This window comes from Acidovorax sp. FJL06 (assembly GCF_003852545.1).
GTDB lineage: Bacteria > Pseudomonadota > Gammaproteobacteria > Burkholderiales > Burkholderiaceae_C > Acidovorax.
On record NZ_QAJR01000015.1, the window covers coordinates 138,834 to 152,276 of the forward strand.

At 68.0% G+C, this 13,443-nt stretch carries 14 protein-coding genes; 8 read left to right on the forward strand and 6 right to left on the reverse strand.

The genetic code is table 11. The annotated features are described in order from the left end of the window. Positions 1 to 106: 106 nt before the first annotated feature. The gene (locus DBV10_RS09725; protein ID WP_124513009.1) at positions 107 to 739 is read right to left on the reverse strand and encodes a TetR/AcrR family transcriptional regulator; all 633 of its coding nucleotides are present in this window, start codon (positions 737 to 739) and stop codon (positions 107 to 109) included. Positions 740 to 796: 57 nt separating this feature from the next. Between DBV10_RS09725 and DBV10_RS09730 the strand changes: the two genes are divergently transcribed. Continuing rightward, complete coding sequence (locus tag DBV10_RS09730) at positions 797 to 2,902, forward strand: NADPH-dependent 2,4-dienoyl-CoA reductase (RefSeq protein ID WP_124513011.1); 2,106 nt, start codon at positions 797 to 799, stop codon at positions 2,900 to 2,902. A gap of 66 nt (positions 2,903 to 2,968) precedes the next feature. Here DBV10_RS09730 and DBV10_RS09735 read toward each other — a convergent pair whose 3' ends face one another. The 3 genes from DBV10_RS09735 to pstS all read right to left on the reverse strand — a co-directional run bounded on the left by DBV10_RS09735 (position 2,969) and on the right by pstS (position 6,449). After that, positions 2,969 to 3,634, reverse strand: coding sequence for a 3'-5' exonuclease (locus DBV10_RS09735; protein WP_233589869.1), 666 nt, complete (start codon positions 3,632 to 3,634; stop codon positions 2,969 to 2,971). 48 nt (positions 3,635 to 3,682) lie between these two features. Beyond that, a complete protein-coding gene (locus tag DBV10_RS09740) occupies positions 3,683 to 5,242 on the reverse strand; it encodes a CYTH and CHAD domain-containing protein (protein WP_124513015.1) in 1,560 nt (519 codons plus the stop codon). Between the two features lie 124 nt (positions 5,243 to 5,366). Further along, on the reverse strand, positions 5,367 to 6,449 hold the full coding sequence (gene pstS, locus DBV10_RS09745) for a phosphate ABC transporter substrate-binding protein PstS (protein ID WP_124513017.1): 1,083 nt from the start codon (positions 6,447 to 6,449) through the stop codon (positions 5,367 to 5,369). A 343-nt stretch (positions 6,450 to 6,792) separates the two neighbouring features. Between pstS and DBV10_RS09750 the strand changes: the two genes are divergently transcribed. Together DBV10_RS09750 and DBV10_RS09755 are read left to right on the forward strand one after the other, a co-directional pair. Next, entirely contained in the window at positions 6,793 to 8,481 is a 1,689-nt protein-coding gene (locus DBV10_RS09750) for a methyl-accepting chemotaxis protein (RefSeq protein WP_124513019.1), read from the forward strand. Positions 8,482 to 8,542: 61 nt separating this feature from the next. Then, positions 8,543 to 8,746 (forward strand): hypothetical protein, encoded by a 204-nt coding sequence (locus DBV10_RS09755; RefSeq protein WP_124513021.1) that lies wholly within the window; start codon positions 8,543 to 8,545, stop codon positions 8,744 to 8,746. A gap of 72 nt (positions 8,747 to 8,818) precedes the next feature. On the opposite strand, the gene DBV10_RS09760 is transcribed toward DBV10_RS09755, so the two are convergent. Next, a complete protein-coding gene (locus DBV10_RS09760; protein ID WP_124513023.1) occupies positions 8,819 to 10,081 on the reverse strand; it encodes a sensor domain-containing diguanylate cyclase in 1,263 nt (420 codons plus the stop codon). 124 nt (positions 10,082 to 10,205) lie between these two features. On the opposite strand from DBV10_RS09760, the gene DBV10_RS09765 reads away from it, so the two are divergent. Next, positions 10,206 to 10,541: a DUF6172 family protein gene (locus tag DBV10_RS09765; protein ID WP_124513025.1), complete on the forward strand. Its 336-nt coding sequence runs from the start codon at positions 10,206 to 10,208 to the stop codon at positions 10,539 to 10,541. A 68-nt stretch (positions 10,542 to 10,609) separates the two neighbouring features. Here DBV10_RS09765 and DBV10_RS09770 read toward each other — a convergent pair whose 3' ends face one another. After that, entirely contained in the window at positions 10,610 to 11,899 is a 1,290-nt protein-coding gene (locus tag DBV10_RS09770) for a DEAD/DEAH box helicase (RefSeq protein WP_124513027.1), read from the reverse strand. Positions 11,900 to 12,096: 197 nt separating this feature from the next. On the opposite strand from DBV10_RS09770, the gene DBV10_RS09775 reads away from it, so the two are divergent. The 4 genes from DBV10_RS09775 to DBV10_RS22890 all read left to right on the forward strand — a co-directional run bounded on the left by DBV10_RS09775 (position 12,097) and on the right by DBV10_RS22890 (position 13,413). After that, complete coding sequence (locus tag DBV10_RS09775) at positions 12,097 to 12,564, forward strand: DUF2721 domain-containing protein (RefSeq protein ID WP_124513030.1); 468 nt, start codon at positions 12,097 to 12,099, stop codon at positions 12,562 to 12,564. Further along, on the forward strand, positions 12,561 to 12,923 hold the full coding sequence (locus DBV10_RS09780; protein WP_124513032.1) for a translation initiation factor Sui1: 363 nt from the start codon (positions 12,561 to 12,563) through the stop codon (positions 12,921 to 12,923). The genes DBV10_RS09775 and DBV10_RS09780 overlap by 4 nt, the downstream gene beginning before the upstream one ends. Positions 12,924 to 12,931: 8 nt before the next feature. Continuing rightward, positions 12,932 to 13,144, forward strand: a complete 213-nt coding sequence (locus tag DBV10_RS09785; RefSeq protein WP_124513087.1) for a DUF3820 family protein — start codon at positions 12,932 to 12,934, stop codon at positions 13,142 to 13,144. 95 nt (positions 13,145 to 13,239) lie between these two features. Continuing rightward, positions 13,240 to 13,413, forward strand: coding sequence for a LiaI-LiaF-like domain-containing protein (locus tag DBV10_RS22890; RefSeq protein WP_198509199.1), 174 nt, complete (start codon positions 13,240 to 13,242; stop codon positions 13,411 to 13,413). Positions 13,414 to 13,443: the final 30 nt, after the last annotated feature.

The following is a 13,443-nucleotide window of genomic DNA, read 5'->3' on the forward strand; positions in this document are numbered from 1 at the left end:
GCCATCGCTCGCCACCACCCACCCCCGTTCGGGTTGGCTTGCCGACGCCTTGCGCGGCGCTTCGATTGGCTCAGCGTGAACGGTTTTTTTGTTGGATCGGGCGGTATCAGACCCGCACAGCCCGCCACGCCGCATCTGCCAATTCAGCGCGGTACGTAGTGGGCGAGGGCAGGCCGTCCGGGCCTGCATTGCCCGACAGCCACGCCCGGCAGTAGCTCTGCACCGGGCCCATTACCAGCGAGGGCATCAGCTCGCAGGGCAGATCGCGCACTGCGCCGGCGCGGCGGTGGGGCTCGAACCAGGCCACCAGCGCCTGGTTGCGGCGGCGGGCGGCATCGGCCAGGTCGGGCGTGCGCGGGCCCGCAGCCACGGCGCCCCGCGCCTGGAACAAGAAGCGCGCCCGCTCGGGCTGCGCCACCACCCAGTCCAGATAACCCGTGACCAGCGCCCGCACGCCCGCCTCCACGCCCAGGGCGGCGTCCAGTTGCGCCTGCACGGCGCGCGACTGGTCGTGAAAGATGTCGAAGAACAGCGCGGCCACGATGCCGTCGCGGTTGCCGAAGTGGTGGTAAATGCTGCCCACGCTCGCGCCGCAGTGCGCACGCACGCCGTCAATGCTGACGGCGTCGACTCCGCCGTCGGCCGCGCAGGCGAGGGCGGCGTTCAGGATCTCCTGGCGCCGGTCGGGTGCGGGCTCGGCGGGGGCGGTGGTCAGGGTCGGGGGCGTGCGGCTTGCCATGGGGTGTGATTCTAGAATAAAGTTCTAGAAAATTTTTCTAATTCCACGGTGTCCTCCATGTCCGCTTCTGCCCACGTGATCCCTTCCGCCTTTGCCAACGTGCCCCGTGCGCCCGGCGCGGCCCTGTACCCGCACCTTCTGGCCCCGCTCGACCTGGGCTTCACCACCCTCAAGAACCGGGTGCTCATGGGCTCCATGCATACGGGGCTGGAGGACGGGCGCGACCTGTCGCGCATGGCGGCGTACTTCCGCGAGCGGGCCGAGGGGGATGTGGGCCTGATCGTGACCGGCGGCTTTGCGCCCAACATCGCGGGCTGGGCCAAGCCGTTTGCGGGCACTTTGTCGACCTCGGGCGCGGCCAAGCGCCACCGCGTGGTGACCGACGCGGTGCACGGGGCGGGCGGCAAGATCGCGCTGCAGATCCTGCACACGGGCCGCTACGCCTACCACCCGCTGGCGGTGGCGCCGTCGCGCGTGCAGTCGCCCATTTCGCCGTTCACGCCGTTTGCGCTGTCAGCGCGCGGGGTGGAGCGGCAGATCCGCGCCTTCGTGAACTGCGCCGTGAAGGCGCGCGAGGCCGGGTACGACGGCGTGGAGGTGATGGGCTCGGAGGGCTACTTCATCAACCAGTTCCTGTCGCAGGCCACCAACCTGCGGCGCGATGCCTGGGGTGGCGACTACAGCCAGCGCATGCGCCTGCCGGTGGAGATCCTCGCCCGCATGCGCGAGGCGGTGGGGCCGGACTTCATCATCATCTACCGCCTGTCGATGATCGATCTGGTGCCCGGCGGCAGCAGCTGGGACGAGATCGTCACCCTGGGCAAGGCCGTGGCCACGGGCGGCGCCAGCATCGTCAACACCGGCATCGGCTGGCACGAGGCGCGGGTGCCCACCATCGCCACCAGCGTGCCGCGTGCGGCGTTTGCCTGGGTCACGCAGAAGATGAAGGCCGAGTTTGCGGCCGCGGGCATTGCCACGCCCCTGGTCACCTCCAACCGCATCAACACGCCCGAGGTGGCAGAGCAGGTGCTGGCCGACGGCTGTGCCGACATGGTGTCGATGGCGCGTCCGCTGCTGGCCGACGCCGCCTTCGTGAAGAAGGCCGCCGAGGGCCGGGCCGATCGCATCAACACCTGCATCGCCTGCAACCAGGCCTGCCTGGACCATGTGTTCCAGAACAAGACCAGCAGCTGCCTCGTCAACCCCCGTGCCTGCCATGAGACCGAGCTGGTGTACCGGCAGGCGACACAGCGCAAGCGCATTGCCGTGGTGGGCGCCGGGCCTGCGGGCCTGACCGCCGCCACCGTGTCGGCCGAGCGCGGGCACGAGGTGCACCTGTTCGACGCGGCGCCCGCCATCGGCGGCCAGCTCAACATGGCCAAGGTGATCCCGGGCAAGGAGGAGTTCCACGAAATGCTGCGCTACCTGGCCACCCGCGTGGAGGACACGGGCGTTCAACTGCACCTCAACCGCAAGGTCGATGCCGCAGACCTGGCAGGCTTCGACGAGGTGGTGATTGCCACAGGCGTGCTGCCGCGCGACCCGCAGATCCCCGGCCAGGACCACCCCAAGGTGCTGAGCTACATCGACGTGCTGCGCCACGGAAAACCCGTGGGCGAGCGCGTGGCCATCGTGGGCGCGGGCGGCATCGGCTTTGACGTGGCGGAGTTCCTCACGCATGGCGGGCACCCGTCCACCACGCTCGACCTGAGCGCCTGGCAGGCCGAGTGGGGCATCACCGACCCGGGCGAGGCACGCGGCGGCCTGGCCCCCACGGGGCCGCGCGCCACGCCGCCCGTGCGGCAGGTGACGCTGCTGCAGCGCAAGAAGGGCAAGCTGGGCGGCGGCCTGGGCAAGACCACGGGCTGGATCCACCGCACGGTGCTCAAGATGAAAGCGGTGGAGATGGTGGGCGGCGTGAACTACGAGCGCATTGCCGACAAGGGCCTGCTGGTGTCCTACGGCGAAAAGCGCGAAGACCCCACCTGGATCGCCTGCGACACCGTGGTGCTGTGCGCGGGGCAGGTGCCTTTGCGCAGCCTGGCGCAGGACCTGGAGGCCCAGGGCCGCAAGCCTCACCTGATTGGTGGCGCGCTGGAGGCGGGCGAGCTGGACGCCAAGCGCGCCATCGACCAGGCGGCGCGCTTGGCGGCGCGCCTGTGATTCGGTCTGACGCCGGATATGGAGTAAAAATGGCTCTAGCGCTTGATGGATAAGCGCTAAAAGCTCTTATTTTGATAGTGGATGGGTTGACGGCGCCGTGCCGTGCAGCGCATGGAACACGCGCAGCGCTGCCCAGGCGTCGTTGGCGGCATAGACCAGCTGGGCCTCGGTGAGCCTTTCGTTGGACCAGTTGGAGGTGGCGGCCTTCTTGGACTTGATGAAGCGCCGGTTGAACAGCACGGCCACCGCGCCTTTCACGCCCATGTCCTTGCGGTAGCCCCGCTGGCGGAACACGGTGTTCAGCTCCAGCACGTCGCTGGGCTGCACCCCCAGCTTGGACTCAATGCGCTTGGTGTCGTCACCCAGGCCAAAACCCGCCTTGGTCACGCCGCGCAGCGCCAACAGCTCGGCCACGCGCGCGCGGCAGCCGGCGTCGTGCAGCTGGAAGACCCAGGCGTGGTCCAGGGTGGCCAGTTGCACGATGTGGGGGCCGTCCGACACCTCGCCCTGCACAAAGGTGGGCTTGGATTCGGTGTCAAAGCCCCAGGCGGTGGCGGCCGCGAGCGCGGCGCAGGCCTGGTCGGCCTGTGCGGGAGTGCTGACCAGCGCGATGCGGTCGGTGCCCAGGCGTTCAAAGGGTTCCAGCAGTGCAATCTGGTCCTTGTCGGGGGTGGGGTGGTGGGCGGTGCGTGCCGGTGGGCGCGCGCGCCGGGGTGGGGGAGAGGCCGTCATGCCGGGCATTGTGCCGCGTGCCTTGCCTGGGCCCTGGGTTTGAAGGCCTCAGCGCAAGCCGCTTTTGCGCAGGCGGGGCGCTTCGCCCAGGTGGGACAAGGCCGCTTCGCAGGCGGCCACCGTCTGCGCCCGGCGTGCGGCCAGCCAGCCCAGGCCAAACCAGGCCCCGGGGGCGTTGGTGGCGGCCGCCAGGTTGCCATACCGCACCTGGGCCACGCGCTCATCGCTCAGTTGGCCCAGGGCCGACAGGGCGGGCTGCAGGCTGTCCAGGAAGGGGGCGCTTTGGGCATCCAGCGCCGGTGCCACGAATTCGGTGAGGTAGCGCAGGCGCTTGAGGCGCTTGCGCAGGCGGTGCTGCTCTGGCACGGGCAGGGCGGCAAAGCCCTGTGCGCCTTCGTGCACCTGGGCATGCAGGTGCCGCAGGCGCTTTTGCAGCAGGCGGCGGGTGTCCTTGGCGTCCAAGGGGGGCGCATCGTCTGCTGCGGTGTCGCTGCCATGGCCTGGGGCGGTGAAGGCCATCAGGCCGATCAGGGCCGTCTGGAATGCGGCCGTGCACAGCAGGCCTGCCACCGCCGGGTCCACGGCATCGGAGGCTGTTGCGGGCCTGCCATCGTCCGTGTCCCCTAGCGCCGGTGCGCCGGCGGTGTGCAGCTGGGCACTGATGGAGCGCAGCACCAGGCCCTGGTCGCGCCATTGGCCCAGGCGCTGGAACACCGCGACCAGCGGCGGCTCCCAGGCCGGGTCGAACCGGCCGGGGGCCAGCGGCGCCAGCTCGCGCAGGGCGGTGCGCAGGCGGCGGATGCCGATGCGCAGCTGGTGCACATGTTCTTCGGTGCCCGTGCCTTCCGCGATCTCGCTGGCATTGCCCAGCACCTGCTGCAGGCAATGGGCGACCACGGCCCGCTGCAGGGCCGGGCCCTGCAGAAAGTGTTTGTTGCGGGTGCGGCCGGCGCCAGCGTCCATGGCCCCGGCCCGGATGGCGGGCCGGGCCCACTGCGCGGCCAGCAGCCGTTCGCCGCGCTCGGCCTTGGACACCGTGCTGAGATACAGCCCGTGCCGCGTGGCCCAGCGGGTGGCCAGGGCGGCGAGCCCCGCCACGGGCCCGGTGGTGAGTTCCAGCTCCAGCTCGCAGATGCGGGCTTCCTTTTGCTGCGGTGTGCCCCGGTGGGCCACCACCCGCCCGGTGTCCAGGGCCAGCTCGACCACGCCGCCGGGGACGGCGATGTCCCGCGTCACGCGGTCCATCTCGGTGCCATAGGTTTCTGCCAGGGGCCCTTGGGCCGTTTGCAGGGCCGCCAGCAGCCGGGCGCCGGCCACCGAGCCCGCATGCAGCTCGGGGCGGGGCGCGGGGCTGGAGGGGGCCTGGTCCAGAACCACGTTGTGTTCTTCACGGTCCAGGGGGCCATCGCCCAGGGCCTTGACGGTCTGCACCCACTGCTCGCCCTCGCGGCGCAGCCGCAAGGCGATGCCCCGGGACGACAGGGCCGCGTCGGGGGTGTCGAAATAGCGTGCCTCCATGCGGACCAATGCCCAGGCGCCCCGGCGCACGGCCGCCTGCACGGCGGCCAGCCGGTCGGGGGGAATGCAGAACTTGAATTCGATTTCCATGGGGGTCTTGCCTGCCATCCTTCAGGCTGAGGGGGTTTTTTGAACGAACACGGCCCTTCAGATAAAGGGCCGGTCGGGTTTCAAAATAATCGGATCGGTGAATAAAAAATATGCAGGAAAAAAATCAGGGCTGCAGGGGAGCCGATGAAGAAATCAAACTCATGCCCAGCGGTGTGCCATTTTGATCGCGGATGGAGGTAATCACCCGGAATGCCGATGCTTGCACCCGGTCGGGCAGGCGCACGAAATTGTTCTCATGGACCAGGGTGTCGCCATTGACAAACGACCAGATAATGAATTTGAGGGCCTGCGTGGTCTGCTCGGTGTTCTGGGTGACCTTGGGGAACACCACAAATGTGCCCATGGTAATGGGCCACACGGCTCTGCCGGGTTTCTGCGTCAGCGTGTTGTTGAAGGCGCCGGTGGCCGGCCATTCGCTGTTGGCCAGTGCGGATTTGAAGGCATCGATGGAGGGCTTCACGAAAACACCGTCGGCATTCTTCATTTGCACTGCCGCCAGCCCGTATTCGGCCACGTAGCCGAAATCCACATAGCCGATGGCGCCCACCGTGTCGCGCACGCCCTTGGCCACGCCGTCGCTGCCCTTGAATGCCAGCACCCCTTGCGGCCACTGGATGCTGGTCTTGGTGCCGTAGGTGGCCTTCCACTTGGGGCTGACCTTGCCCAGGTAGTCCGCAAAGTTGTAGGTGGTGCCCGAGCCGTCGGCGCGCACCACCACCTTGATGGGCAGGTCGGGCAGCGGGGCGTCGGGGTTCAGGGCGGTGATCTCGGGGGCGTTCCAGCGGCCGATCTCGCCCATGAAGATGCGGCTCAGCACCTCGCCCGTCAGGCGCAGCTGTGCGTTTTGCACCTTGGGCAGGTTGACGATGGGGCTGATGCCGGTGATGGCCACGGGCAGGGCGAGCAGGCCGTTGTCGATCAGGTCCTTGTCGGAGGGGTAGACATCGGTGGCGCCGAACCCCACGGCCTGCTGCTGGATTTTTTTCATGCCGGCGCTGGATCCGATCGAGTCGTAGTCCACGCGAGTGCCCGTGGCCTTGGCATAGGCCTTGGCCCAGCTGCGGTAGATGGGGGCAGCGGCAGAGGAGCCTGCGCCGGTCACGGCCTGCGTGCTGGCCTGTGCACTGGCTTCACCAGCCAGCAGGAAGGTCCAGGACAGTACAAAGAGGGTGTAGATATATTTCATGGATTTTTCTGTTATTTGTTGGAATGGTGTTTGTATTTATTGAAATATTGCAGTCTCTCGTCCGGCATCGCGGGTATGCCGCTGCGCCTGGAGCGCGGCAAGCTTATCAAAAAAAGAATATGCCATTGGGATGGGCTTGGGGCAGAAATGTCTTTGCCGCCGCGTCATGGTTTTGTCATTTGAAACAAATAGTATCTTTTTGCTGATGGCCGCTACCGTGGCTGCAGACCGCTGGCGAAAAGGGGCGCGGGCACGACCAGGCCCTGGCGTTTTGCCATCCTTGCGAAAAGGTGATGGTGGCGCCCTTGCCGGGCCGCCGCCGGACCATTGACGAGAGTTTCAGATGCTTCAAAAGATAAAAATTGGCACCCGACTGGCCCTGGCGTTCGCCGTGCTGCTGCTGCTGATCTCGGCGCTGGCCGCGGGCGGCATCAGCGGCGCCAAGCGCCTGACCGAGCGCAGTGCCGCGCTGTATGGCGACCGCACGGTGCCGCTGGGCGTGTTGGCGGAGATCAGCCACCTCACCCAGCGCAACCGGGTCCTGGTCATGGACATGCTGATGGACCCGGGCACCAGCAACCTGCAGGCCAGCCACCAGGAGCTGGAGGCCAATGTCGAGCGCATCCGCGCCCTGTGGGAGGGCTACGTGGCCAAGCCCATGCCCGCGCAGGAGCAAGCCCTGGCTCAGGCCTTTGCCGACGCCAACACCCACTACCTGGACAAGGGGCTGCTGCCCGCCGCGCAGGCGCTGGTGTCCGGCAAGTACGACGATGGCTCGGAGCTGTACATCACCCAGATCCGTCCCAACGCCGCGAAGGTGCAGGCGGCGGTCGAACAGTTGGTGGCCCTGCAGATCCAGGTGGCTGAAGAGGAGTTTGGCGCCGCCAGGGCCATGAGTGAAAGCATCCATGTGTGGATGCTGGCGGCTACTGCGCTGGCATTGCTGGTGGGGGCGGCGATGGCCCTGGTCATCACGCGGTCCATCTCGCGCCCGCTGCGCCAGGCCGTGGCGCTGGCCCGCACCGTGGCGGGGGGCGACCTGAGCGCCCAGATCGTGGTGCACGGCACCGATGAAACCGCCGAACTGCTGGGCGCCCTGCGGGAGATGAACCAGCAGCTGGTGCGTGTCATCACCGAGGTGCGCGACAGCACCGAAACCGTGGCGCAGGACGCCGTGCTCATGGCCGGTGGCGCGGAGGACCTGGCACGCCGCACGGAGGTGCAGGCCTCCAACCTGCAGGAGACGGCCGCGTCGATGGAGCAGCTTGCCATCACCGTGCAGCACAACACCGACAACGCCCACCGGGCCACACAGCTGGCGCAGGAGGCCAGCAAGGTGGCCAACGAGGGCGGCAGCGCGATGCGCGAGGTGGTGGCCACCATGCAGGAGATCCACCTGCAGTCGCAGAAGATCACCGACATCATCAAGGTGATGGACGACATCGCCTTCCAGACCAACCTGCTGGCCCTCAATGCGGCGGTGGAGGCGGCCCGCGCGGGCGAGCAGGGGCGCGGGTTTGCCGTGGTGGCGGGGGAGGTGCGGGGCCTGTCCCAGCGCAGCAGCACTGCGGCGCGCGAGATCCGGGGCCTGATCGCGGCCAGCGTGCAGGGCGTGGGCCGGGGCTCGGCGCTGGTGGGCCAGGCCGGCGAGCGCGTGGCCAACACCGTGCAGCATGTCAACCAGGTCCTGGCGCTCATCCACGAGATCAAGGACGCGGGCCAGGAGCAGGCCCGGGGCATCGCCCAGATCGGCGAGGCCGTGCGGCAGCTCGATGCCGCCACGCAGCAGAACGCGGCCCTGGTGGACGACAGCTCGTCGGCCTCCACCGGCGTGAAGAACCAGGTCCGCCGCCTGCTGGAGGTGATCCACCAGTTCCGGCTGGCGCCCGGCGGCACGGGCCCGGCCGGGGATGCCCTGGAAGGCCCCCACCGGGGTGGGCTGCCACTGGCGGCCGGGCAGAAAGCCCAGGCCGCGCTGCCCGCCGGGGCGGCACTGCGCCCGCAGCTGTCCATGGCTGCGCGCCAGGCATAGGCGTGCGGGCACTCTCTGTGGCATCGCACCGGTGGGCCGGTAGCGCGGTAGCACGGTGGCCATGAATCACACGGATGTATTGATCGCCATTGCCGAAGTGGCCAGAACCGGCGGCGCGTCTGCGCCCGAGGACGCCATTGCCCAGCTGGCCATGATCATCGACAGCCTGGAGCTGTCGCAGGGCGGCGCCGAGCAGGTGATGGAGATGCTGTTGGGGATTGCCGCCTGCCTGTGGAACCTGCAGCAGGAGCGGATGCGTCTGTGACGGTGCGCGCGCTGTGCGCCAACCCGCCCCGATCCGGCCGGGCAGGGCACTCCGCGCTATCCCGCTGCCGCGCTATTCGCCCGAGGTTTCGAGCGAGGCAATCTGGTTGCGCCCCCGGCGCTTGGCCAGGTACAGGGACTGGTCGGCGCGGTCCAGCATGTCGCGCAGGCTGCGATCGCTTTGGCGGAAGGTGCCCACGCCCAGGCTGGTGGTGATGCCATAGGCATGGCCTGCATCGTCGCTCAGTTGCAGCGCGCGCACGCTGTGCAGGATGCGGGTGGCGGCCTCCAGGCCCTCGGCCAGGGTGGTCAGCGGCAGCAGCACGCCAAACTCTTCGCCGCCCAGCCGGCCCACGGCATCGCTGGCGCGCAGCTGGCTTTTGACGGCCTGGGCAAATGCCACCAGGGCCCGGTCACCTTCCAGGTGGCCAAAGCGGTCGTTGATGGTCTTGAAATGGTCCAGGTCCAGCATCAGCAGCGTGAGCGGCTCGCCGTTGTTGCGTGAATGGGTGTATGCCGATTCGGCACATTCGAGAAATGCGCGGCGGTTGGCGATGCCGGTGAGCATGTCGGTGGTGGCCAGGCGCTGCAGCTCGCGCTCCAGGTTCTTGCGCTGCGTGACATCCCGGTAGATGCCCTCCACGCCCGCGAAATTGCCCGCGTGGTCATACAGCGCATGGCTGCTGATGGAGATGTCGATCACCTGGCCGTCGCGCCGCACCATCTGGCCAGGGAAGTCCGAGACCTCGCCATGCGCCAGGATGGCGGCCTTGAAGGCGTCGCGGTCGGAGCTTTGCGGGTAGTAGGACTCGGCCGTGCGGCCCTCGATCTCGTGGGGTTCGTAGCCCAGCACGCGCCGCACGCCCGGCCCTACATGCTGCACCACGCCCTGGGCATTGGTGCGGTAGTACACGTCCTGCAGGTTGTCGAACAGGCGGCGGAAGTTCTGCTCGCTTTCGCGCAGCTGGGCCTCGATCTCGCTTTGGTGCGTCATGTCCATGCCGCACATGAGCACGGCGGGGGCGCCGTTCCACTCCATCGCCACGCTGCTGACCAGCACCATGCGCAGGTTGCCCAGCGCCGTGCGGATGCGGAATTCGGAGGATTTGTTGGGACGCCCCGCCTGTTCGGGCACAGTCACCTGCTGGATGCGGTGGCTGGATCGCACCTGGTCCATGGGGTGCACAAAATCCGCAGTCAGCCGGCCGATGAGGCTGTCCAGGCCAGGGGCCTCCAGCAGATCCAGGCCGGCGGGATTGGCGAAGCGGATGCGGCTTTCCTGTGTGACGAGCACAGCCGCTGGCAGCGTTTGCAGCAGACGGAGGTCGTGGAACATCGGACTTGGCGGTAACCAAAGGTAATGCCCCATTGTGGCACCAGGATGCCTGGCTGGGAACCAGCGCGTGGGGGGATGGACGGGTGACAGGCCCTGGCCGGTGCCGCAGGCGGTACCATCGCCCATGAGAAAAACTTTCCAACTCCACGTTGAAGGCAAGAACCGCGACCGCGTTCTGGATGCCGTCAAGCACGAAATCCGCAAATACATCAAGCGCGAGCGGCGCCGCGACCTGCCCGAAGGCGCCGATTTCTGGGACTTTGATTGCCAGTTCGGCCGCACCAAAGAAGATGCAGCCGTGGCCCATCTCTCGGCCCTGACCGGCCTCATCAACGGGGTGGCGGCCGAGGGCGGGGCCCAGTTCTATGCCGAAATCCTGGCCAAGCCGGCCAAACGCCATCCCCGCGCTGCCGGTGAGGCAGGGGACCATGGCATGGAGGAGGATGGCGACGAGGCCTGACCCGGCCCCGCCGGCCTGGTTCCCCCCGGGCGGTCCACCGTGATTCGCCGCAGTTGCCAAGGCTCCGTTCAGGAGCCTTTTTTATTGGTGCTGGGGTTGGCTGCCGCCGCCGCAGCCTCCGCGGCGCGCAGTTTGTCCTTTTTGCTGGGCCGTGTGCCCTTGATGCCGCCCGTGCCTTGCGGATCGGTGGCCGATGCGGGCGTGGGGGCTTCGGTGGGCTCAAAGCCCGCAATCTGCTCGCGTGGCAGGCTCAAATGCTGGCGCTTTTCGATCAGTCGGAAATGCGCTTCGGCATCGGCGGTCACAAAGCTCACGGCCACGCCGCTCTCGCCTGCGCGGCCGGTGCGGCCGATGCGGTGCACATAGTCCACGGCCGAACGGGGCAGGTCATAGTTGACCACGGCGGGCAGCTGCGCAATGTCGATGCCGCGCGCGGCCAGGTCGGTGGTCACCACCACCTGCCAGCGTTCGTCCTTGAACTCCTGCAGCACCTGGTTGCGCGCACCCTGGCTCAGGCCGCCATGGAAGGGCGAGGCATAGATGCCGGCCTTGTAGAGCTTCTCGGCCACATGCTCGGCCGCATACTGCGTGGCCACGAACACCAGCACGCGCGACCAGCCGTGCTCCTTGACCAGATGGCGCAGCAGCTGCGTGCGGCGGCTGGCGTCCACCGCAATGGCGCGCTGTTCGATGGCGGGCTCGTTGCCGGGCGTGTGGGGTACCTCCACGCGCACCGGGTTGTTCAGCAGGCCGTCGGCCAGCGCCTGCACGGCGGTGGGGAAGGTGGCCGAGAAGAAAAGGTTCTGCCGCTGGGCGGGCAGCAGGGCCAGCACGCGGTTCAGCTCTTCCGTGAAGCCCAGGTCCAGCAGGCGGTCGGCTTCGTCCAGCACCAGATGGGCCACGGCGGACAGGCGCAGCGCGTTGTGCTCCACCAAATCCAGCAGGCGGCCCGGCGTGGCCACCACGATGTCGGCGCCGCCGCGCAGGCCCATCATCTGCGGGTTGATCGACACACCGCCAAACACAATGGCGACCTTGAGCGGCTGCGAGAGGTGCTGGGCCAGGCTGCGCAGCACCTCGCCCACCTGGGCGGCCAGCTCGCGCGTGGGCACCAGCACCAGGGCACGCACCCGGCGCGGGCCGCCGGGGCCTTGCGTGGCGCTCAGCTGCAGCTGTTGCAGCAGGGGCAGGGCGAAGGCTGCGGTCTTGCCGGAGCCCGTCTGCGCCGCCCCGAGCAGGTCCACCCCCTGCAGGATGGCGGGAATGGCCCCGGCCTGGATGGGCGTGGGCGCAGCAAAGCCTGCCTGGTGGGCGGCATGGACGAGGGCAGGGGACAGACCGAGGGAGGCAAAGGGCATGGACGGGGCGCTGGCGCGGCGTTGGAAAGGGTACGCACGGCAGCGCGAACGGAGGATAGACAGGGGGAGATTGTCGCCTTGAACAGGTTCCTGGTCCTCCGTGGGGCGCTGCCGGGGCCTTGGCCCTGTGCCATCGGCGCCGATAATCGGGAGCGCGTGCTTTTCCCCCCTCCTGTTTTTCTCTGCCTTCAGCACCCATGGCCTTGACCCTTGACACCTCTACCATCACCCATGGCATCCAGCTTGCGGTGGCCCCCGTGTTCCTGCTCACGGCCGTGTCCGGCATGATCGGCGCGGTGGCCGGCCGGCTGGCCCGCATCATCGACCGGGCCCGCGTGATCGAGGACCGCGCCAGGGACAAGGCCGAACCCGAGTTCCTGGCCCGCGCCTACGAGGAGCTGGCCGACCTGCAGCTGCGGGGGCGGCTGGCCAATGGCTGCATCGGCCTGCTCACCTTCTGTGCGTTCCTGATCGGCATCACCATCATCCTGCTGTTCCTGGGCGAGACCACCGACTTCCAGGCCAACCGCTTTGCGGTGGGCGGCTTTCTGGCGGGGGTGGTGTCGTTCCTTCTGGCGCTGGTGTGTTTTTTCACTGAAACCCTGCTGGCCACGCGCCTGCTGGACTTTCACATGCTGCAAAACGAAGTGGAGCACAAGCGATGAAGTCCTTTGCCGACCTGGGCGGCCTGGTCTATTCCACCGAGTCGGGCCGCATGTGCCCGGGCTGCCGCCAGCCCGTGGCGCAATGCATCTGCCAACAGAACAAGCCCTTGCCCACGGGCGACGGCATCGTGCGCGTCTCGCGCGAAACCAAGGGCCGGGGCGGCAAGGCCGTCACGCTGGTCAAGGGCGTGCTGGTGGATGCTGCGGCCCTGGAGCAGCTGGGCAAGCAGCTCAAGGCCGCCTGCGGCAGCGGCGGCACGGTGAAGGACGGCGTGATCGAGGTGCAGGGCGACCATGTCGAGCGCGTGATGGCCGCGCTGCAGAAGCTGGGCCACAAGGTCAAGCGCGCGGGGGGCTGATGCAGGCCATCGACCCCGACAAGCTGCAGCGCCTGGTCACCCTGCAGATGCCCTATGGCAAGCACAAGGGCACGCTGCTGGCCGACCTGCCAGGCAACTACCTGAACTGGTTTGCGCGCGAGGGCTTCCCCCGGGGTGAGCTGGGACAGTTGCTGGCGCTGATGCACGAGATCGACCACAACGGTCTGTCGGAGCTGCTACAGCCCCTGCGCGGCCGCTGATCTGCGGCGGGCGTGGGCTGCTGCGTCCCTGGGCGTGGAGGCGCCTCCACCATAATGGCTGCCACCATACCGACAACCACTTCGAGGGAATGCACATGAAGGGCAATATCGCGGCGATCGTTCTGGTCGTGCTGGGCGTGTTTTTTCTGTTGACCAACCTGGGACTGATCAGCATCAGCCTGCGCGAGTTGCTGCGGGTGTGGTGGCCGGTGGCGCTGATCGCCGTGGGCCTGGCGCTGTTCTTCACGCCGGGCTCCAAAGGCAAGTAGGTGTTTTGCAGCCGCGGTTCCAGGCCCTTG